At 70.0% G+C, this 20,766-nt stretch carries 20 protein-coding genes; 8 read left to right on the forward strand and 12 right to left on the reverse strand.

The window, feature by feature from the left end:
• Window positions 1–87: 87 nt before the first annotated feature.
• Window positions 88–2,694: an MMPL family transporter gene (locus FS769_RS03845; RefSeq protein WP_144829613.1), complete on the reverse strand. Its 2,607-nt coding sequence runs from the start codon at window positions 2,692–2,694 to the stop codon at window positions 88–90.
• Between the two features lie 117 nt (window positions 2,695–2,811).
• On the opposite strand from FS769_RS03845, the gene FS769_RS03850 reads away from it, so the two are divergent.
• The 3 genes from FS769_RS03850 to FS769_RS03860 all read left to right on the forward strand — a co-directional run bounded on the left by FS769_RS03850 (window position 2,812) and on the right by FS769_RS03860 (window position 5,690).
• Entirely contained in the window at window positions 2,812–3,384 is a 573-nt protein-coding gene (locus FS769_RS03850) for a TetR/AcrR family transcriptional regulator (RefSeq protein ID WP_144829615.1), read from the forward strand.
• A gap of 202 nt (window positions 3,385–3,586) precedes the next feature.
• Entirely contained in the window at window positions 3,587–4,609 is a 1,023-nt protein-coding gene (locus tag FS769_RS03855) for a TerC family protein (protein WP_144829618.1), read from the forward strand.
• 115 nt (window positions 4,610–4,724) lie between these two features.
• Complete coding sequence (locus FS769_RS03860) at window positions 4,725–5,690, forward strand: LLM class F420-dependent oxidoreductase (protein WP_144829621.1); 966 nt, start codon at window positions 4,725–4,727, stop codon at window positions 5,688–5,690.
• 68 nt (window positions 5,691–5,758) lie between these two features.
• On the opposite strand, the gene FS769_RS03865 is transcribed toward FS769_RS03860, so the two are convergent.
• From FS769_RS03865 to FS769_RS03890, 6 genes are all read right to left on the reverse strand, one after another.
• The gene (locus tag FS769_RS03865; RefSeq protein ID WP_144829624.1) at window positions 5,759–6,679 is read right to left on the reverse strand and encodes a helix-turn-helix domain-containing protein; all 921 of its coding nucleotides are present in this window, start codon (window positions 6,677–6,679) and stop codon (window positions 5,759–5,761) included.
• On the reverse strand, window positions 6,676–8,835 hold the full coding sequence (locus tag FS769_RS03870) for a right-handed parallel beta-helix repeat-containing protein (RefSeq protein ID WP_144829627.1): 2,160 nt from the start codon (window positions 8,833–8,835) through the stop codon (window positions 6,676–6,678). The genes FS769_RS03865 and FS769_RS03870 overlap by 4 nt, the downstream gene beginning before the upstream one ends.
• The gene (locus tag FS769_RS03875) at window positions 8,828–10,126 is read right to left on the reverse strand and encodes a glycosyltransferase (protein ID WP_144829630.1); all 1,299 of its coding nucleotides are present in this window, start codon (window positions 10,124–10,126) and stop codon (window positions 8,828–8,830) included. The genes FS769_RS03870 and FS769_RS03875 overlap by 8 nt, the downstream gene beginning before the upstream one ends.
• Before the next feature lie 81 nt (window positions 10,127–10,207).
• The gene (locus FS769_RS03880) at window positions 10,208–11,206 is read right to left on the reverse strand and encodes a right-handed parallel beta-helix repeat-containing protein (RefSeq protein ID WP_144829633.1); all 999 of its coding nucleotides are present in this window, start codon (window positions 11,204–11,206) and stop codon (window positions 10,208–10,210) included.
• A 115-nt stretch (window positions 11,207–11,321) separates the two neighbouring features.
• Entirely contained in the window at window positions 11,322–12,545 is a 1,224-nt protein-coding gene (locus FS769_RS03885; RefSeq protein ID WP_144829635.1) for a M20 family metallopeptidase, read from the reverse strand.
• Between the two features lie 50 nt (window positions 12,546–12,595).
• Window positions 12,596–14,143: an AbgT family transporter gene (locus FS769_RS03890; protein ID WP_144829638.1), complete on the reverse strand. Its 1,548-nt coding sequence runs from the start codon at window positions 14,141–14,143 to the stop codon at window positions 12,596–12,598.
• 114 nt (window positions 14,144–14,257) lie between these two features.
• On the opposite strand from FS769_RS03890, the gene FS769_RS03895 reads away from it, so the two are divergent.
• On the forward strand, window positions 14,258–15,307 hold the full coding sequence (locus tag FS769_RS03895) for an Lrp/AsnC family transcriptional regulator (RefSeq protein WP_144829641.1): 1,050 nt from the start codon (window positions 14,258–14,260) through the stop codon (window positions 15,305–15,307).
• A gap of 175 nt (window positions 15,308–15,482) precedes the next feature.
• Here FS769_RS03895 and FS769_RS03900 read toward each other — a convergent pair whose 3' ends face one another.
• Genes FS769_RS03900 through FS769_RS03910 form a run of 3 tightly spaced genes read right to left on the reverse strand, consistent with a single transcriptional unit; the run spans window position 15,483 to window position 16,781 of the window.
• Window positions 15,483–15,860 (reverse strand): PPOX class F420-dependent oxidoreductase, encoded by a 378-nt coding sequence (locus FS769_RS03900; RefSeq protein ID WP_144829644.1) that lies wholly within the window; start codon window positions 15,858–15,860, stop codon window positions 15,483–15,485.
• 2 nt (window positions 15,861–15,862) lie between these two features.
• The gene (locus tag FS769_RS03905) at window positions 15,863–16,396 is read right to left on the reverse strand and encodes a 2'-5' RNA ligase family protein (RefSeq protein WP_144829647.1); all 534 of its coding nucleotides are present in this window, start codon (window positions 16,394–16,396) and stop codon (window positions 15,863–15,865) included.
• Window positions 16,397–16,403: 7 nt separating this feature from the next.
• A complete protein-coding gene (locus FS769_RS03910; RefSeq protein ID WP_144829650.1) occupies window positions 16,404–16,781 on the reverse strand; it encodes a hypothetical protein in 378 nt (125 codons plus the stop codon).
• Between the two features lie 168 nt (window positions 16,782–16,949).
• Between FS769_RS03910 and FS769_RS03915 the strand changes: the two genes are divergently transcribed.
• On the forward strand, window positions 16,950–17,243 hold the full coding sequence (locus tag FS769_RS03915; RefSeq protein ID WP_144829653.1) for a hypothetical protein: 294 nt from the start codon (window positions 16,950–16,952) through the stop codon (window positions 17,241–17,243).
• Between the two features lie 15 nt (window positions 17,244–17,258).
• On the opposite strand, the gene FS769_RS03920 is transcribed toward FS769_RS03915, so the two are convergent.
• Window positions 17,259–17,585 carry a hypothetical protein gene (locus FS769_RS03920; RefSeq protein WP_144829656.1) on the reverse strand — a complete coding sequence of 109 codons (327 nt, stop codon included), beginning with the start codon at window positions 17,583–17,585 and terminating at the stop codon, window positions 17,259–17,261.
• 187 nt (window positions 17,586–17,772) lie between these two features.
• Here FS769_RS03920 and FS769_RS03925 point away from each other — a divergent pair, with 187 nt between their 5' ends.
• Window positions 17,773–18,228, forward strand: coding sequence for a MarR family transcriptional regulator (locus FS769_RS03925; protein ID WP_144829659.1), 456 nt, complete (start codon window positions 17,773–17,775; stop codon window positions 18,226–18,228).
• Between the two features lie 6 nt (window positions 18,229–18,234).
• Here FS769_RS03925 and FS769_RS03930 read toward each other — a convergent pair whose 3' ends face one another.
• Complete coding sequence (locus FS769_RS03930) at window positions 18,235–18,555, reverse strand: ATP-dependent DNA ligase (protein WP_144829663.1); 321 nt, start codon at window positions 18,553–18,555, stop codon at window positions 18,235–18,237.
• A 75-nt stretch (window positions 18,556–18,630) separates the two neighbouring features.
• Here FS769_RS03930 and FS769_RS03935 point away from each other — a divergent pair, with 75 nt between their 5' ends.
• Both FS769_RS03935 and FS769_RS03940 read left to right on the forward strand, forming a co-directional pair.
• Entirely contained in the window at window positions 18,631–19,656 is a 1,026-nt protein-coding gene (locus tag FS769_RS03935) for a glycoside hydrolase family 6 protein (protein ID WP_260979688.1), read from the forward strand.
• Between the two features lie 120 nt (window positions 19,657–19,776).
• Window positions 19,777–20,730, forward strand: a complete 954-nt coding sequence (locus tag FS769_RS03940) for a response regulator transcription factor (protein ID WP_186325411.1) — start codon at window positions 19,777–19,779, stop codon at window positions 20,728–20,730.
• Window positions 20,731–20,766 lie beyond the last annotated feature (36 nt).

Below are 20,766 nucleotides of genomic sequence, written 5' to 3' on the forward strand. Positions count from 1 at the left end.
TCGTCCTCCTCGGTACGGGTCGTGCCCGAATCCTCCCCTCCGCGCGAGAGGATCGGCCGGGGCTTGCGCAGCCCCGGCCGAGAATGCTCAGACGCCGTGGTGCGACGGGTGCCGGCGCTCGAGCGCCGAGCCCTCCACGTCGACGTTCGGCACGATGCGGTCGAGCCATTTCGGCAGCCACCACGCCGCTCCGCCGAGCACGTGCATGATGGCCGGCATCAGCAGCATGCGCACGATGAAGGCGTCGAACAGCACGCCCAGGGCGAGCCCGAGCCCCATCGATTTGATGATGACCGAATCGGAGGCGATGAAGCCGGAGAACACCGCGATCATGATGATCGCCGCCGCGGCGACCACGGTGCGTCCGGCCCGGAAGCCCCGCGCGACCGCGAGCCGGGGAGCGGCACCGTGCGCCCAGGCCTCGCGCATGCCGGTGGCGAGGAAGAGCTGGTAGTCCATCGCGAGCCCGAACAGGATGCCGACGAGGATCACCGGGAGGAAGCTCAGGATCGGGCCGGGGTTGTGGACTCCGAGCACCTCGCCGAGCCAGCCCCACTGGAAGACCGCGGTCACCGCGCCGTAGGTGGCGAACAGCGACAGCACGAATCCGAGGGTGGCGATCAGCGGCACCAGCAGCGAGCGGAACACCGCCACCATGATGAGGAACGACAGCCCGACGACGACGACGAGGTAGATGGGCAGGACGTCGGCGAGCCCCTCGGAGATGTCGATGTTGATGGCCGCGGCCCCGGCCACCCCGAGCACGATGTCTCCATCGACCGGCGGGATGGCGCGCAGATCGCGCACGAGCCGATCGGTCGACACCGCATTGGGCCCCTCGGTGGGGATCACCTGGAAAGCGGCGAGACGGCGGTCCTCCGACACGGCGACGGGCGCCACGGCGACCACGTCGTCTTGAGCGAAGAGCTCGCGGGCGACGTCGAGCTGGATGCCCTGCACGTCGGCTTCGGCCGTGTCCGCCGGCAGCGCCGCGGTGACCAGCAGAGGAGCGTTCGCTCCGGCGCCGAACGCCTCTTCGGTCCAGGTGAAGGCCTGGTACGCCGTCGAGTCCTCCGCCTCCGAGCCGCCGTCGGGGAGTCCCAGACGCATCGACAGCGCGGGGATGGCGACCACGAGCAGGGCGAGGGTCGCGACGAGCATCGTGACGATCGCCCGCACGGTCGACATGGGCGCGACGGGGGCGCCGGCGGTGGGGATCGAACCGGTGCGGGCGGCGCGGCGCGGGTGCTCCTCGGCATCCGTCGGGGCGACTCCCGTGCGCGCGGCGCGGCGCGGGTGTTCGGCCGCGCCGAGCGCGGCGACACGGGCGCGGGCGCGACGGCTCAGGATCCGCAGCCCCGCAAGACCCAGCAGCGCGGGGGTGAGCGAGACCGCGATGAGGACCGCGACCAGGACGCTGACCGCACCCGCGGTGCCCATCAGCCCCAGGAACGGAATGCCGGTGATGTTCAAGGCCAGCAACGCCACGATGACCGTCGTGCCGGCGAAGACCACGGCGTTGCCCGCGGTGCCGTTCGCGAGGCCGATCGACTCGACGACGCCCGCCCCCTGCAGGACCTGCCGGCGGTGCCGGTAGAGGATGAACAGCGCATAGTCGATGCCGACGGCGAGACCGAGCATGACTCCGAGGATGGGGGTGACGGATGCCATCTGCACGACACCCGAGAACGACAGGGTCGCCATGGCACCGATGGCCACACCCACGAGCGCCGTGATGATCGGGAAGGACGCCGCCAGCAGCGAGCCCAGCACGACGATCAGCACGATGGCGGCGACCGCGACACCGATCGCCTCGCCGACGCCGAGGATCTCGGGCACCCCCTGCGAGATCTCGGTGTTGAACGCGACGTCGACGCCGTCGACCGGGTCCGAGGTGAAGTGGGCGACGACCGCCTGCTTCGATTCCTCCGAGAGCTCGAGCCGGGGCTCGCTGAAGGACACGTTGACGATGGCCGTCGAGCCGTCCTCGGACACCAGTCGCACGGCATCCGCGAATCCGAGAAGCTCCGAGCCCTGGTCGAGCTGGGTCTGCTGCGCCTCGAGCTGTGCCTGCCCGTCCGTCAGCTGCGTCTGCTGGTCGCCGAGCGCAGCGCGCTGCTGGTCGAGCTGGCTCTGCTGCGCGGAGAGCGCCGACAGCTGCGCGGCCTTCTGCGCCTCGGGCAGGGGCGCCGCCTCGAGCTGCGCACGAGCCGCGTCGAGCTGCTGCTGGCCCGCGTCGAGCTGAGCGGTGCCGGCGTCGAGCTGCTGCTGCCCCGAGGCGAGCTGCGCGCGCGCCGCGTCGAGCTGCTGAGTCCCGTCGGCGACCTGCTGCCGCTGATCGTCGAGCTGCTGCTGCGCCGAGAACGGATCGGTCACGCGCGCCACGTCGAGGAGGTCGCCCGCGGAGGCGACCAAAGCGCTGATGGCGCTCTTCTGCGCGTCGTCGAGGGCTGACCCGTTGTCGGTGCGGAACACGACCGCTCCCGCTGCGCCGGCGAAGTCGGGCAGCTCGCCTTCGAGTTCGGCGATCACGTCTCCGGATGCCGTGCCGGGGATGTCGAAGCTCGAGCTCAGCCCCTTGAATCCGATCAGGAAGCCGCCGACGACGACGCCGAGGATGACCACCCAGGCCACGACGACCGTCCACGCGCGCCGAGCGGCGAAGGTCCCGAGACGGTGCAGAAATTCGGCCATGCGGTGTTCCTCTCGTGCGGTGCGCACGCAGGAGCACCGTCGGCTCCGACCAGTGGGACTAAGATAACACGCACCGTCTCGTCTCGATTCGGCTCGACGTCGTCCAGAATGTGTGTCATGGCACTTCCGCGCAGTGGCCCCATCCGCAGCGAAGCCGCGCGCCTGGCCATCCTCGACGCGGCCGTCGCCCTGTTCGCCGAGCGCGGCTACGACCACCTGACGATCGAGGGAATCGCCCGTCGCGCAGGCGTGGGAAAGCAGACGATCTACCGCTGGTGGCCGAGCAAGGGCGACGTGCTCGCCGAAGCGATCCTCGAGGGCCGCCTGCTCGGCCCCCAGCGCGAGATCCCCGACACCGGCGACCCGCGCGCCGACCTGGCCGCGTGGCTGATCGAGATCTTCACCCTGCGCGCGAGCGCCGACGGAGAAGGACTGCTGCGCTCCCTCGTCGCGGCCTCCGCCGGCAGCGCCGAAACCGGTCGGCGCCTGCGATCCGAGATCCTGGCCGCGCCGCTGATGGACTGCTTGTCACGAGCGATGGGCGACGCCGGGGGCCCGCGTCTCGCGGCGGCCGCCGACGCTCTCCTCGGTGCGGTGATCCTGCGCGCGCTGAGCCGTGAGCACTTCGACTCCGCCGACATGCTGGCGCTGGTCGATGTCGTCGTCGGACCGCCCCCCGCGCTGAGCTGACTACCACGATGGGACTCTCAGCGTCCAGCCCCGCAGCGCACAGCGGCATCCCGTACAATCGCTCTCAACAAGGGGAGTACTCCCACCGCGACGATCTCGTCAGTACGGACCACGCCATCGTGAGCCCGGGACGTCGGCCCTCTCGCCGGGGCGGAAGAGACCTTGGTGTCTTGTCGTACACCTATTTCCCTTGGAGGTCGCCATGGGCGTCACCCCCCTCATCTGGATCATCACGATCGCGGTCACGATCGCGTTCTTCGTGTTCGAGTTCTTCGCGCACGTGCGCAAGCCGCACGAGCCGACGATCGGCGAATCCGCCCGCTGGTCGGCTTTCTACATCGGGCTCGCGCTGCTGTTCGGCGTCGGCATCGGCGCCGTGTCGGGCTGGACCTACGGCGGTGAGTACTTCGCCGGGTACCTGACCGAGAAGGCGCTGTCGATCGACAACCTCTTCGTCTTCCTCATCATCATGACCGGCTTCGCCGTGCCGAAGAAGTATCAGCAGAAGGTGCTGATGGTCGGCATCGTGATCGCGCTGATCATGCGCGGCGCGTTCATCGCCGTCGGCGCCGCCCTCATCGAGAACTTCTCGTGGATCTTCTACATCTTCGGTGCCCTGCTGCTGGTCCTGGCCTACCGCCAGGCCTTCGCCCACGGCGAGAGCGACCCGGCCAACGGCAAGTTCATGACCTTCGTCCGCCGCGTCCTCCCCGTCACCGAGGAGTACAACGAAGACAAGCTGACGGTGAAGAAGGACGGCAAGCGCTTCGTCACCCCGATGCTGCTGGTCATCATCGCGATCGGCTTCATCGACCTCGTCTTCGCCGTCGACTCGATCCCCGCGATCTACGGCCTGACGAACGAGGCGTACATCGTCTTCACCGCCAACGCCTTCGCCCTGATGGGCCTGCGTCAGCTGTACTTCCTCATCGGCGGCCTGCTCGAGCGCCTGGTCTACCTCGCTCAGGGCCTCGCTGTCATCCTCGCCTTCATCGGCGTCAAGCTCGTGTTCCACGCCCTGCACGTCAACGAGCTGCCCTTCATCAACGGCGGCGAGCCGCTGCTGTGGGTGCCCGAGATCCCCATCTGGTTCTCGCTGTTGTTCATCGCCGCGACCGTCGCCGTCGCCACGATCGCGAGCCTGCGCAAGACCCGCAACGACGACAAGAAGAAGGAACGCGAGACCTTCGACGGCGAGAAGGTCATCCACGCCCCCGAGGACTGACCCTTCGACGACGGGCCCGCGGCAGCCGCCGCGGGCCCGTCGTCGTTCCCTGCCGCATCCGAGGTGTCGGCGCAACCCCGGCGATCCCCCTCGAGGTCGCACCTACCGTGGCCGCATGACGCGATTCGGCTACACCCTCATGACCGAGCAGAGCGGCCCGAAGGCCCTCGTTGACTATGCCGTCGGCGCCGAACGCGCCGGCTACGACTTCCTCGTCTCCAGCGATCACTATTCGCCGTGGCTCACCAGCCAGGGACACGCCCCGTACGCGTGGACGGTTCTCGGCGCGGTCGCGCAAGCGACCACCGATGTCGAACTCATGACCTATGTCACCTGCCCGACGATCCGGTATCACCCGGCCGTCGTCGCTCAGAAGGCAGCCACCCTGCAGTTGCTCTCCGACGGGCGCTTCACGCTCGGCCTCGGTTCGGGTGAGAACCTGAACGAGCACGTGGTGGGAGAGGGATGGCCCGCGGTGCACGCGCGCCAGGACATGCTCGTCGAGGCGATCGAGATCATCCGCGCCCTTCACACGGGCGACCTCGTGACGTACGACGGAGAGTACTTCCGCGTCGACTCCGCTCGCGTCTGGGACGCCCCCGAAGGCGGGGTCCCGATCGGCGTCGCGGTGTCGGGCGAGCACTCCATCAAGCGATTCGCCCCGCTGGGCGACCACCTCATCACCACCGAACCCGAAGCCGACCTCATCGCCGGCTGGGACGAGCACCACGAGGGCGAGTCCCGCAAGATCGGGCAGATCCCCATCAGTTGGGACCCGGACAAGGGAGCCGCGATCGAGCGCGCGCACGACCAGTTCCGGTGGTTCGCCGGTGGATGGGCCGTCAACTCCGACCTGCCGACCCCGGCCGGATTCGCGGGGGCGTCGCAGTTCGTGCGCCCGGAGGACGTCGCCGATTCCATCGCGTGCGGCCCCGATCTCGACGAGCTCGCCGAGAGCGTGCGCCCGTTCATCGACGCCGGCTTCACCGACATCGCCATCGTGCAGGTCGGCGACGCGCAGCAGCAGCGGTTCGTCGACGAGGTCGCCGCTCCCCTGTTGGAGAAGCTCCGCGCCCTCTGATCCCCCGGATCGACCCGTCGCGGGGGCGCGCATCTCGTGCGTCCCCCCGGCGGCATCCGGGATCCGCCTCAGCGGGTTGCGACGTATCCCGCCTCGCGCACCCACTCCTCGAGGCGCCACACCGGGAGACGGAAAACCCGTGCCACGGCGACGGGGGAATGGTTCGCCTCGGCCACCGCGGCGATCGCGAACTCGCGGAGCGAGCGGAACTCCCGACCCGCGAGCACTCCCTCGCGGAGGTCGGCGAACGTCCGCGGCTGGCGGGGCGGGGTCTGCCCCTGCACCACCAAGACGTACGGCGGCATGTGTTCGACCCCGTGGGCGGCCGCACGGCGGTGCACCGATTCCGCGGCGGACGTGGCGTTCGAGGCGATGTCCCTGCTCACGCCGGCGGGTACCCGGCTCGACACGGGGACGCTGACGGAGGCCACGGGCGGTGCCGGTACCGGCGCTACCCAGGGGGCGTCCGGGAGTGAGCCTCCCCACGTCGTCTCGGTCGGGGTCACCGCCGGTGGCGCGGGGCGTGCACCCGAGGTCGCCTCCGGCATCGTCGGTGCGGCCACCGCGGTCGTCCAGGCCGCGGGCGGAAGATCGCCTCCCCACACGACCTCGCTGGGCACGACATAGGGGCTCGGCGCCGGAGTGGCTGCAGCCTCGGGCATCCACGGCGCGGGCGGGAGCTCGCCGCCCCAGATGACCTCGCTGGGAACGACGTAGGCGCTCGCGGGCTCGACCGGTGCAGCCGCGCGTACCGGGTCGGCGAAGAGCTCGGCGACGTCGACCTCGAAGGTCTCGGCCAGGGCGACCAGGGTCGCCAACGAGGCCGTCGTCCGACCGGCTTCGAGTGCGCGCACCCGCGACTCCGACAGCCCCGCTTCGAACGACAGGGCCGTGATCGACAGATCGCGTTCCTCGCGCATGCGGCGCACGCGGGCAGCCAAGGTGTGCAGGACTTCGTCGAGGCGATCCGCCTCCGGTGCGTCGTTCACGCGCTCACTCCCGTCTCACGCGAGGCGCGATCGGCCTCGTCGACCCACTGTTGCAGACGCCAATGCTGTATCCGGAACAGGCGCGCAATGGTGGTGACGGAGTAACCGCCCTCCCGCACCGCCGCGACGGCGAAGTCCTGGAGCGAAGCGAACGTGCGCCCCTCCAGGGGCCCCGTCCGCAGATCGGCGAAGGATCGGGGCCGCACGCGCCCCGGACGGACCCCACCACGCGGGGTCGCAACCGGCTCCGACGTCGCGAACCGCTCCCCCGGCGTCCACGACCCCGGGCCCCGCGGCATCCGTGGTCCCGCTCCGCGCGTGCTCGTCGATGACGGCGATCCGACGAGCACCGGAGCGGTCGCTTCCGCCGGCTCCTCGTCGACCGGGCGTGGCGCTTCGACGACGCCTCCCGGGTAAGCGGCCATCTGCTCCTCACCATGGCGCAGCAGTGCCTCACGCAGCAGGTCGCGCAGACGCTGATGCTCGCGACGGCGACGCCACAGCACGGGCACGCCGATCGCGGGGACCAGCAGCACGAGGGCCCACATCCACATCATCGGATGCTCGTTCATCCACCCGACCCAGGCCCACTGGAACGTCCAGGCGGACTGATCGTTGTCTGCCTGCATGGTGCGCGCCCCCGACCACAGGGCGACCGCGTCCTGACCGACGCCGCGCAGCACGTTGCCGGTGATGTCGGCGCGGGCTCCGTCGGCCAGTTCGACCGCGTATCCGGATGCCACGGTCATGTCGTTTCCGCTCACGATGACGGCCGCGCGCGTCAACTCCAGCGCGATGCGGCGGCCCACCAGGCGCGAGTCGGACACCGTGGCATCCGTGATGTCGCCCGAGATGTCGAGACCGCGCAGATCTGCGGACGATAGATCGGCGTTGGCGACGGTCAGCCCGGTCGAGGGCCCCTCGACGAGGACGGCCGTGCGCGTCTCGTCGACCGTGGTGCGCCGGATCTCGGTGTCGTCGGTCGAGATGACCCGCACACCGCCCTCGCGATTGCCCGAGATGCGGCACTCGGTGAGCGTGAGCCCCTGGGAGGGGGTGAGACCGTAGCCGCCGGTCGTCGGTCCGTCGGCGAGCGCGGCTCCGTCGACCCGGACACCCCACCCGGCCGATCCCTCGACCGTGACGTCGTCGAGAGTGACGGCGCTCGACTGCCGCGAGACGGCGATCCCGTCGCCGCCGGAACCGGTGATGCTCGTCTTCTCGATGGTCGTGTCGCTCGCGCCGTTCGTGACCTCCACGCCGGTCAGCGTCGAATCATCGAAGCGGGAATCCGTGATCGTGATGCCGGTGGTGTCGGATCCGAAGAACCCGTAGTGCAGTCCCGTCGTCGTGACGTCCTGCAACGCGGCGATCGACCCGCTGCCGCTCCCCGTCACCGAGACCCCACCCGTGCGACCGCTCCAGAAGCCGAGATCAGAGAGGCGTGTCGACACCAGACCCAGGATGCCGTCGCGCACACGGATGTAGGCGCGCCCGTCGCTCTGATCGGTGTCGGGGGCGGCCAGCGTGTCGTCCCAGCTGGTCACCGTGACGGGGTGGTCGGCTGTTCCGCCGATCGCGAGGATGCCGCCCCAGCCCACGATGCTCGTGGTGGTGTCCGCCGTGCTGAGCAGGCGCAGGGTGTCCGTGCCCTGAGCTGCGCTCGGATACAGGTCGAGTTCGGCACCCGCCCGGATGACGACGTTGCGGACGAGGGTCGCGGTCGTGCCGTCGTCGACCCGCACGGCCCCCAGGGCCACGAGGTCGCCGAAGAGGTACCCCGTCTGCTGACCGTTGCGAGGAGCAAGCACCACGGTGTTCCAGGTGTCCAGCAGAGCGGGATCGCCCGTGGGCAGCGCCGCAACCGCGGAGAGCCGGGCGTCCTCCGCCGCGACCCTCTCGGCCGGCGTCTTCGGCGTGTCCGAACCGTCGGAACCCGCCGAGCCCGACGGAGACGGCGCGACGAGGGGCGTGTCGGACTGCGCGGCCGCGTCCACCCACGGCAGGAACGTGCCGGTGTGCACGAAGTTGCCCGTGAGCACGACCCCCACGACCAGCACCACGACGGCGACCACCATGGCCACTCGAACCGGGCCGCGGATGCCGGGCCGGGCGTCGCCGCGCTCCTCCGCCGTCAGCGCGCCATCGTCATCCACGGCTCACCTCGCCGGTCGCCGCCGCAGCGTGCGCATCCGCGCCCGACAGGCCGACGCTCGCCGCCGACTGCCCCTCGCCCCCGAGGCTCGCCTCGGTCTGGCCCTCGCCGCCCGTGGCATCCGCCGATCGCGTCAGCCACCCCTGCTTGTTCATCGTGAACAGCGCGTAGACCTTGATGGGCAGCGCCACGAGGATGATCACGAGGGTGGCGAGCGGGAGCAGCACGATGTCCTCGGGCCGCCGCCACAGATGCGACATGCCGCGGATGCCGCGACCGACGAACAACCACAGCACGGCCAGCCCGAGGGCGAGCCAGGGGTGGGAGGACCGCACGGAGAGCGCGATGTAACCGAGCGCGACGAACATCGTGAACGGGGTGAGCAGGATCTGCATCATCGTGATCTGCGAGATCAGCGGCACCTTGAACACCCACCCGCGCCGGATCGCCGTGAGATAGCAGCGGTAGGAGTTCCGGCTCCATCGCACCCGCTGCTTCACGAACGCCCGGAACGTGCCGGGGAACATCGACAGTGCCCGCGCACTGTCCTGATGCGCGACGCGGAACCCCTGCGACAGCACGAGCCACGTCATCCGGCCGTCGTCTCCGGCCACGCACTCGCGTCCGAAGAAGATCTCGTGCTCGAGGTCTTCGACGCGGGGCTGGATCACGGTGCGTCGGTACGCGGCGGTACGACCCGAGGCGCAGATGATCCCCCCGAACCGCCCCATCGCGGGGGCGTAGTCGGTGTAGCGCAGGTCGATGATCCAGTCCGCGACGCGGCGCCACACGCTCGATCGCGGAAGGTAGACGTTCTGCCGGGTGCTGACGGCGCCGACCGCGGGATCGATGAAGGGCATCTGCACGGCGGCGAGCATGCCGTCGTCCCACGCGGTGTCGGAGTCGACGAACACGATGAGTTCGGTGTCGACCATCCGGATGCCGACGCCGAGGGCCGACCGCTTGCCCCGGTGCTGGAACATGACGACGTCGACGCCCGGGATGCCGAGGGCCTCGATGCGCCGTTGGGCCTCGATGTCGGCGAGGTCGAGCACGATGATGATGCGCGAGGGCCCCTGCCGTACCCAGGTGCGAAGGCATCGGACGAGGACGTCGGGGTCTTCGTGGAACGACGGGACGACGACGGTCGTGGTCGTGCGGAAGGCGTTTCGCACGGGACGGGCGGTGGCGGCGAGGATCTTGCGCACCAGCCAGAAGCCCCACGAGACGATCCCGAGGTAGCCGAAGGGCAGCACCCACATGAGCTGCTCAGCGAATGAGCCGTCGTGCACCGTGTCCCCTCCTGACGGCCAATGCCGTCGGCTGCGCCAGGGGAGACAGTGAACGATAGCGCGTCCGGTGCCGCCGTGTCGTCAGGTACAGCGACCGGTAACGAGCTCGATACCCGCCGACACGGTGTTGTCACACGCGACGACGTTGCCCGCCCTCTGCGCCGCGCCCACCAGCCGCACGCCGACGCCGGCCGCCGCCGCCCGCAGGTCCGAGCCGCTGACGGTGTTGCGCTCCCCCCACGGCGCGACGATGACGTGCACCGAGACGGCGTCGACGGGGCCGGTCACGGTGCTGCCCTCAAGCCGCCACCCGGAGCCCTTCAGGTCGATCGCGCTGTCGACGCTCGCCCCGGACGCGGTGGCGAGCGTGGACGCCCGGATGACGCCGTCGCTGGTGCCCTCCTTCACGTCGACGGCCTCCGCGGTGGTGTCCGCGACGACGAGCTGCTCGAAGACGTTCCGATCACTGCGGTCGGGCTGACACGCGCTGTGGCGGCACCAGTTCGACTCGGCCGATCCCACGTAGATCCCCTCCCCGAATTCGGGGTCGGTCAACCCGGTCTGCTCGACCGTGATCGCGCGTACGAGATTGTCGCTGCTCGCCGCACGCAGGTGGAGCCCTTCCTGGCCGACGTGGGAGATGCGCAGGCCGGACAACATCGTGTGCGAGACGCCGTCGAGGACGACGCCCTTCTGCCCACCGCGCACCTCCAGGTCGCGAACGTCCCAGTACGACGCTCCGTCGAGGTGCAGCGCATACCCGTGATCGACACCGCCCGCGTCGATCACGCTGCCGGCGACGCCGCACAGGACGATGGGCTGATCGGTGGTCCCTGAGGCGGTGGCGCGGAACCGCCCCGTGTAGGTCGCATCGGCCAGCTGCAGGACGGCCCCGGGCTTCGCGTCATCCAGAGCGCGCTGCAGGGCGTCGGCGTCGGCACCGACCTGCACCGCCCCGGGCGCGCACGGCTCGTCCGCCGCGGGAAGCGCCGTCGACGCGGTCGACGCGACACCGGGGGCGCATGCGGAGAGCATCAGGCCGGCGCTGAGCAGCGCGAGGGATCGAGGAAGGCGGGACATCGGGTCGAGTATCGCAGGAGCCCCGCTTCGACGGACCCACGTCCGACCGGCGGCAGGGTCTCCCCCGCCGCCGGCGGATGCGTTCGGCGTCGCAGGGGCGCGGGGCCGGACGAGCTCAGTCCCGCGCGAAGGTCGCCTTGGCGTCGGCGACCACGCTCGGTTCACGGAACGCGGAGAGCGCCGTCGCGGCGAGCATGAGCGCTCCGTCGGCGATCGTGGGCGGAGCGAGCTCGGCCGAACCGGCGGCCGCGGCGAACTCCCGGGTGTGCGGAGCCACGTCGCGGGCGAGGCAGATCATCGGGTGGATCGACGGGACGACATGGCTGACGTTGCCCATGTCCGTGGAGCCCGCGACGGTGGGGTCGGGCTCGAGATCGCGCCCGAGCACGCTGTAGGCGGCCTCGGCGACGTCGACGAGCGTCGGGTTGGACCGCAACGAGAAATAGGGTGGCGTGTTCTCCGCGATCTCCACCGTCGTGCCGGTTGCGATCGCCGCACCCTCGAAGCAGTCCCGCACGCGCGGTACGACGTTCGAGAGCAGATGGTCGCGATCTGCCGCCCGCACGAAGATCCGCAGACTCGCGCGCTCGGGGATGATGTTCGGCGCTTGCCCTCCGTTCGTGATGATCGCGTGGATGCGGACGTCATCGGTCATCTGCTGTCGAAGCATCCCGATGGCCGTCAACGCCAGCGTCGCGCCGTCGAGGGCGTTTCGACCGAGTTCGGGCGCCGCCGCCGCATGCGCCGCCTTTCCGTGGAAGTCGATGTCGAGGGCGACGCGCGACAGCGACGAGCCGCGTACGGCATCGGTCCCAGACGGGTGCACCATCATCGCCAGGTCGACGCCGTCGAGCACACCGCCCTCGATCATGGGCACCTTGCCGGCGGCGCCCTCTTCGCCCGGGCTGCCGATGACGACGAGATTCGCGGGCACCGGCGACGCCTCCAACGCGTCCTTGACGAGAAGACCCGCGCCGAGACCGCAGGCGGCGATGATGTTGTGCCCGCACGCGTGACCGATCTCCTCGAGGGCGTCGTACTCGCAGAAGATCGCGATGGTCGGGGCGTCGGCATCCGTCGTCGACCAGCGCGCCACGAACGCCGTCTCGAGGCCGGCGAAACCGCGCTCGATTGCGAAGCCCGCCAGCTCGAGTTCGGCCGTCAGGCGCGCGGCGGCGTGCGTCTCCGTGAAGCGGATCTCGGGATGCGCGTGCAGGTCTGCGGCGACGTCGACGAGCGTTGCGAGCCTGCGCTCGAGGAAGGGACGCAGCTCGGTGATCGTGGTCGGCATCGCGTCGATGCTCGCTGCGGCGGTGGAACGCACGGTGAGGGTGGACATGGGGTGGACCTCCTGGGGGTCTCGGCGGGCGGATGGAGAGGCGATGACGGTCACTGCAGCTCGAGGCCGTGGCCGGGGCCGACCGGCAGGCCGAGCAGACCCCAGACGATGAACTGCAGGAGCCAGACGCCCCAGATCACGAGGGTGAAGGGGATGACGAGGCTGAAGAGGGTTCCGAGTCCGGCTTTCGGCTGCCACCGCTGCAGCAGACCGAGGACGACGGGCAGCATCGGGTTCATCGGCACGAGCGGGTTGGTCGCGGAGTCGGTGATGCGGAAGGCGGCCTGGACGTACGCGGGGTCGATGCCCGCGAGCATGAACATCGGCACGAAGATCGGCGCGAGCAGGGTCCACAACGCCGAACCGCTCGCCAGCAGCAACGCCGGGATCGTGCAGAACAGGCTGAAGAGCACCAGTCCGCCGAGCCCGCCGAGCCCGGTCGCCTTCATCGCCTCGGCCCCCGATGTCGCGAGCAGCAGGCCGAGCTGAGACCAGTTGAACCACGCGATCGCCTGCGCGGCCGTGAAGATCACGACGATGAAGGGAACGAGGTCCTTCACCGCTGCCGTCATGTGCTCGGGTACCTGTCGCGCCGAGGTGAGGGTGCGGGCACCGAGTCCGTATGCGATGCCCGCGACGAGGAAGAGGAACAGGATGAAGATCGGCAGCGCCGTCATGAAGGGCGATCGGAGGATCTGCCCTCCTTCGCCCTGCAGAGGCGACCCGGGCACGGCGACGACCGTCGCGACGATGGCGAGGTAGGCGGCGACGGCGATTCCGGCCACCCGCAGTCCGCGGCGCTCGATCGCCTCGAGCGGCTTGGACGCGTCTTCGTCGGCAAGGCCCCCCTCGTAGGGGGTGAGACGCGGTTCGACGTAACGCTGGCAGACGACCGTGATGACGACGGCGAGGAGGAGGGTCGAGGTGGCCATGAAGAAGTAGTTGGCGAGCGGTGAGACCGACGCCCCGGGATCGACGATCTGCGCGGCGCTCGTCGTGATGCCCGACAGCAGAACGTCCGTGCCCGCGGGGACGACGTTGGCACTGAACCCGGCGACGACCGCGGCATACGAGGCCGCGAAGCCGGCGAGCGGGTGCCGACCGGCGGCGAGGAACGCTGCTGCGGCGAGGGGCGGCAGGATCACCATCGCCGAGTCGGACGCCAGGTTGCCCATGAGGCTGACGAGCACGACCACGAACGTCACCGCCCAGCCGGGCGCCGCGAGCACGGCGCCGCGCATCGCGGCTTTCAGCAGTCCGAGCCGCTCGGCGACGCCGATGCCGAGCATGACGGTGACGATGAGGCCGAGCGGGGGGAACGTGACGAAGTTCTGGATCGCGGTCGTGAGCGCGTAGACGACGCCTTCGCCCGACAGGATGCTGCGGATGGGGATCGTCTCGCCCGTGGCGGGGTCGATCGTGGCCGCCCCGAGCAGGGTGGCGATCGCCGAAGCGACGGCCACGAGGCCGGCGATGAGGAGGAAGAGGTAGAAGGGGTGGGGCAGCTTGTTGCCCACGCGTTCGATCCCGCGCAGGATGCGGCCGCCGAGGCCTTTGGCGTCGGCGAGGGTCAGTGCGGGGGTGGTGTCGGTCGACATGGGGGGGCTCCGTGTTGTTCGACGTGGCGGTCGGAGAGACTGTGCCTGGCATCTTGCCGATCGCGTGTCACAACCAGTGGCGGATGTTCGATTCCGACTCCCACGGATGCCAAGATGTCGGTTATGCGCATCGAGTCGTCGCCCCACCCGCACGACCTGTCGGATTCGGACCTCGCGCTCGTCGCCGCTCTGCAGGACGCGCCACGCGCCTCGTGGGCGTCGATCGGCCGCGCCGTCGGCGTCAGCGCCCCGACCGCCCGACGGCGTTGGGCGGCGATCGTCGAGTCGGGGGCCGCATGGGCGACGACGTACGTGGGTTCCGGCGCGGGCATGCTCTTCGGGCTGACCGAGGTGCGCTGCCGACCGGGCAGCGTCGACGCCGTCGCCGCCGTGCTGCGCATGCATCCGAAGGTCATCTCCGTCACCGGCATGACGGGCGACCGCGATCTCGTCCTGACGATCCTCGCGGAGGACATGGCGCGCTTCCGCCGGCTCATTCAGTCGTGGTTGGGGTCGCACGAGGCGGTCATCGGCGTGCGCTCGACCGTGGTGACCCGCATGTTCTCCGAAGGTTCGCGCTGGCGCGCGGTCGGTCCCCCGCAGGCGGTTGCTCTGCCCTCGGTCCCCGATGGCGAGCCGATCGCGCCGACCGCGCAGTGGCATGCGGTGCTCGACGAACTGGAGCGCGACGGTCGCGCGTCGCCGCAGGCGATCGCGGCCAGGCTTGGCAGCTCCGAGGCTCACGCGCGTCGCGTGGTGCGGCGGCTGCTCGGCACGGGATGGATCCAGCAGCGCATCGACGTCTCGCTCGAACAGAGGATGTGGCCGCACGCTCTGGCCCTTTGGCTCGTGGTACCCGCGGCACGGCTCGAGGCGACGGCGCTGCAGATCGCGAACATGCCGATGACGCGCATGTGCGCCGCCCTCGCGGGCGGGGCATCGAACCTCTACGTCATCGTGTGGCTCCGAGACCTGTCGGATGCCGCATCGCTGGAGGCGGAGCTGGCCCGGAGCCTGGAGTTGCGCGTCCTCGATCGCGCCATCCTGCTGCACTACTACAAGCGCGTCGGCCACCTCTTCGACGACGAGGACCGACGCGAGGGCCACGTGTCGTGGCTTGCCCCGGCTCCGGAGCATGCGCGGACTGCCGGCGCCGGCCCCTGAGCGGTCAGGTCATCGGAGGCGTGGCACCGTGTCCGCCTTCGAGGAGTGCCCCGCTTACCCCGGCGTCCAGGGCGAGCACGTCATCGACATCGAGGACACCGATCAGCTGCCCCGCCGCTTCGCCGAGATGTGCGCGGTGTGTCTGCCGCCGGGGCTCCGCGCGCCGACGACCCCCTCAGGCGCGGAAGGACGGAGAGCCCAGAACCCGCTCGACGGTCAGCTCGAGGACCACGCGCTCGGGGTTCACCCGGGGCTGGCGGTAGCGGGCGGCGTACAGTTCGACGGCGTGCGCCACCGCGTCGGCGTCGTCGGTGACCCGGGCGGGGCCCTCGAAGCTGATCCAGCTGCCCCGGTCCACCGAGCAGATCGATGCGCGACCACTGCGGGCGGCATTGACGAATTTCTGGGTCCCGCGCGAGCCGATCACACGGACCACGCCGTCCTCGTAGGTGAAGCCGACGGGCACCGAGTGCACACGGCCGGAGCGGCCCACGGTGGAAAGGGTGGCCAGGTGGTACTCGCTCATGAAGGCGAGGGCGTCGTCGGTCAGCACGGTTACAGCGTGCCACGTCCGGCGATGGACGACACCGTCCGCGTAGCGGCATCCCACCTCCGGATGCCGACGGCTCGGGTCGCGAGATCGGCGCCGCCCGCCGCGGCGAGCACCTCCAGCGCGTCGCCCACCCGGTCGAGCGGCACCCGACGGGCCAGCGTCACGTGGGCCGTCCAGGCACCGGGACGCGTGTGGTCGACGTCGTCGCCGGGGCCCGCGAGCTCGTGGACGCGGGAATGGAGGGCGAGCACGTCCATGGTCGGAACGACCGATCGCGCGATCACACGCGTGCGCCCCGCGCCGAACAGGAGCGGCGCGCCGAGGGTGAGAGCCACCGGGAGCGCCCTGTCGAGCTCCGACGCCGCGATGTCGCGGAGCGCGGACCGTACGAGCAGCGTCGTGTGCGGCCGGTTGCTCTCGCCCTTGTGCTGGGCCTGGCTGGGCAGACCGGCGTCGGCCAAGGCCTTCCACTCGCTGCGCACCGCGGCATCCGTGTCGTCGTCGAAGACGAGCTCGAGACTGACGACGTCCGTCATGGCGCGCTCAGCGCGTCGACCACCAGGCGGCGGCAACGAGGAGAGGTTGGAAGAAAAGGCGTCCGAATCGCTTCTGGTCGGTGTCGAGCCCGAAGGCCGAACGTCCCTTGCGCCACTGATCGATGTTGCCGGGGAAGATCGCCACGAAGAAGGCAGCCAGCGCCGCTCCGATCCGCCGACGCTCCTTGGGCAACGCCACGAGCGCGAGACCGAACGCCGCCTCGACGACACCGGATGCCACGACCACGGCGTCCCGATCCAGAGGGAGCTTCTCGACCAGGGCATCGGGCACCTGCGCCTGGAAATCGCGCCGCGCGAAGGTCAGGTGCGCGACACCGGCGAACATCATGGCCAGGGCGAGGGCCCACCGCACCGGAGTTCTCATGGCCCCACGTTATGACGTTCCAGGGCCACCCCGGCGGGCTTGACGGCGGCCTCCGCACCGACACACGACATCGGCCGATGACCGCTACGACACCCGTACGTATTGCGCAACCCCAGGCCGCCGGCCGCGCCCGCGAGTTGACTTGGTCCACACACGAAGGAGGTGCCCGTGACCATGACCGATGTCGCATCCGCAGCGACCCGCGATCCCGATCTGGATGCCCTCCTGGTGCGCGCGGCATCCGGAGACTGCGACGCGTTCGTCGCCTTCTACGATGCGACCTCGCCGCGCGTGTACGCGACTCTGCTGGCCCTCACCGGCCTGGCGCAGCGGGCCGACGCCCTGCTCGAGGGGATCTACGTCGAGGCGTGGGAGCGGATGCGCGGACGATCCGCGCCTCCGTGCCCGGGCCTGCAGTGGATGTCGGCGATCGCTCACCGTCACGCCACGGGCACCGTCTGACCGGGTCGAGTCGGTTCAGCGGGACCGCTCGGCGACGGGGACGTCGTGCGATTCGATGTCGAGGGTCAGGCCACTCGAGGAGTTGGCCGAGTTCGCGTAGGTCTGCAACAACTGCGGATCGAGCATCTCGGGCTCGACCGCCGCGAAGACGAAACGAAGCGGGATCGACGGCTGGATCCAGATCGTGCTGCGTCCGGTCTCTTCGCCCGACGGGTGCCGCCACGACATCGTGAAGCTCTCGCCCCGTCGGAGCTTCGTCGCGATCACGACCTTCACGTGCGCGAGAACCCGATCGGGAATGCTGATCGGGCTCGCGGAGGAACCGTAATACAAGAAGCCCATGAGCGTCTCCTTCCAGGAGATTCGGCCCTCGTTATTTTACTAGATTGCCTAACTATCGCAAGGGAAGAGAAAGGGAAACGACGGGGATCCATCGCGTTGTCGGACTCGAACCGGAATGCATCGCCTGTCGTGTATCTCGACGACCTAACTAGACTGGCCCCGGGTGGCCGGAGCCCCGAGGAGACCTATGACGTTCGACACTGCTGAGGACCACGCGACCACAGCCGCACGCGCCGTGGAGCGACTGCGTCTCGCGGAGGCGCGCCTCGCGCGACGCCGCCAGACAGACTGCGGACCCAGCGAGAACGCTCGAGCCGCGATGCGCCTGATCCTCGAGCGGGCCGACGCGGGCCTGTCGGTCACGCCGACCGAGATCGCTCAGTCGCTCGCCGTATCGACGGCGTCGGTGACGGGCATGCTCGATCGTCTGCACGCGGGAGGCCTCATCACCTTTGCCGCGAATCCCGCCGATCGCCGGAGCAAGTTCGTGCTCCCCTTCGATCGCGACACCGACGCCGACGCGATCGACCCGGTCACGGCGCGCATCCGCGAGTTCGCCCTCGACCTTCCCGACGCGCTGGCCGACCAGGTCGCCGCCTTCCTCGACCGCGTGCGCGAAGTCGTCGACGCCGAGTGCGCCTGACGATCGTCACCCGATGAGGCTCGGCACCGAATCGGGGTCGGGCTCGGCGACGACGCTGAGACCCTGCGGGGTGCTCGCCTCGTTCATGAGGTCGTCGATCCACCGGCGGTTCAGCTGCGGAGCACGACTGCCGTAGAAGTGGAAGACCAGCGGAATCGACGGCGAGATCCACAGGGAACGCGTGCCACTGCCGTCACCCATCGGGAAGTGGAACATGAACGGCTCGCCACGGCGCAGCTTGTTCATGAAGACGACACGAAGGTGAGAGAGCGTCCGGTCCTCGATGTCGAACGAGTGACCTGACGTGTTGTAAACCAGTTTTCCCACGGAGAGAGTCTATGCCCGTTCACCGAGTTAACTACCTCGGCGCCACCCCCGCTCACCTCGGATAGAGTCCTCAACGTGGCGCGAACGCACCGGCCGAAGAGGCCCCGACGACGGATTCCGCGCGCCCTCGTGGTCGTCGGAGCCATCGTCGTCATCGCGGCGTTGATCGCCGTCATCGCCGTGGTCGGGAGCCTCGTGACCACTCTCTTCCAGACCCTCGGGGCCCGCCCGCCCGCCGTCGACACGCGCATCGTCGCTCCCGACGAGTCGAAGGCCGCGCAGGCGGCCCGCGCCGGCGCGGGCGACGCCGATGAGAACGCGGCCGCGGAGTGGCTCTCGACCCAGCCCACGACATACTGGCTGACGCCCGAGATCGATCCGGTCGATGAGGTGTGGGACCGCGTGGCGCACCTGGCCGCTGAAGCCCGCGACCAGAAGGCGGCGCTGTCGATCGCCGTGTACGGACTCCCCGATCGTGACTGCGGCAATCACTCCGCCGGCGGACTCGACCCCGACGCCTACCGCGAATGGACCGGGCGGATCGGCGACGCCTTGCGCAATGCCTCCGACATCCAGAAGATCGTCGTCCTCGAGCCCGACAGCATCGCTCTGGCATCCTCGTGCGGGTCCATCCAGGACCGCGCGGGCTACCTGCGCGGGGCGGTCGACAGCATCCGCGGCACCAACACCTGGATCTACCTCGATGGGGGCCACTCCTCGTGGCATCCGCCGGCCGAGATGGCCGACCTCCTGCGAGCGACGAATCTTCTCTCCGACGTGCGCGGAGTCGCGCTGAATGTGTCGAACTACCAGGACACCGCGGCGGAGTTCGCCTACGCCCACGCGCTCTCCGACCAGCTCGGCGGCATCCACGCGGTCATCGACACCTCGCGAAACGGTGCCGGGCCGGCGGGCTCCGAGTGGTGCAACCCCGCGGGTCGACTCGTGGGGAGCCCGGGCGGTTCCTACGGCGACGGGGTCGTCGACACGAACCTGTGGATCAAGCCCCCGGGCGAGAGCGACGGCGAATGCAACGGGGGCCCGGTTGCCGGCACGTGGTGGCCGGCGGCCGCTGCAGAGCTGACCAGAGAGCAGCGCTGACGGCGCGGACCGTCCTCCCCGCGCGCGAAGTGTGTCAAGATTGCGCTCGTCGCTGTGCGACGCCGTGTCTCGGGGGAGAACGCGGGCACGATCTCGTGCGAAGCCGGAAGAGTGGGTGAAATGAGCGACAGCACCGAGTTGCTGAAGACAGCCGTCATCGTCGAAGACGATCCCGACATCCGACACCTCCTGGTCGAAGTGCTCGAATCGGCCGGTTTCTCCACCGTGTCGGTCGGTAACGGCATCGACGGCGTGCGGGCGGTCATCGCCTACCAGCCGCTGATCACCACGCTCGACGTGAACATGCCCGGCATCGACGGGTTCGAAGCCGCGCGCCGCATCCGCCAGCAGAGCGACACCTACATCATCATGCTGACCGGCCTCGAAGAAGAGGCCGACGTCGTCCTGGGCCTCGGCGCGGGCGCCGATGAGTACGTGGTCAAGCCGTTCCGTCCGCGCGAACTCCGCGCGCGCATCGAGGCGCTGCTGCGACGTCCGCGCGCCGGCGACTCCGCGGCATCCGCGGCCCCTCGACAGGACAGCGTCGGCCCCTCGTTCCCCGCCGCCCGCACCGATTCGCCCGCACCCGCGGCACCCTCACCGGTCGCCTCGGCCCCCGCGGCGAGCGCACCGGTGGTCGTGCCGTCGTCGCAGGGACCCGAACCGCGCGCCGCGGCACCCGGAGGCGAGATCGTGCCGCGCGCCGCTGCGGGCGAGCTCACTCCGACCGGCGGAGCCTGGGTGGCGCACCGCGACCTGCAGCTCGACCCCGACAGTCGCCTCGTGCGTGTCGGTGGCGAGGAGCTCGACCTCACGCGCACCGAGTTCGACCTGCTCGCGACCCTGATGGAGTCGAAGCGACGCGTGCGCAGCAAGGCCGACCTCACCCTCGTCCTGCGCGGCGAGTCCTACGTCACGAGCTACTTCGTCGGCGAGGCGGACAAGCGCGCGATCGAGGCCCACATGACCAACCTGCGGCGCAAGCTGGGCGACAACCCCGCCAACCCCCGGTACATCGAGACCGTGCGCGGCGTGGGCTACCGTCTGACCTCCGAGCTGCTGGCCGCGCCCTGACGCCCCCGGACATAACGAATGCCTCGGCCCTCCCCA

This window comes from Microbacterium sp. BH-3-3-3 (genome assembly GCF_007679045.1).
GTDB classification, from domain to species: domain Bacteria; phylum Actinomycetota; class Actinomycetes; order Actinomycetales; family Microbacteriaceae; genus Microbacterium; species Microbacterium algihabitans.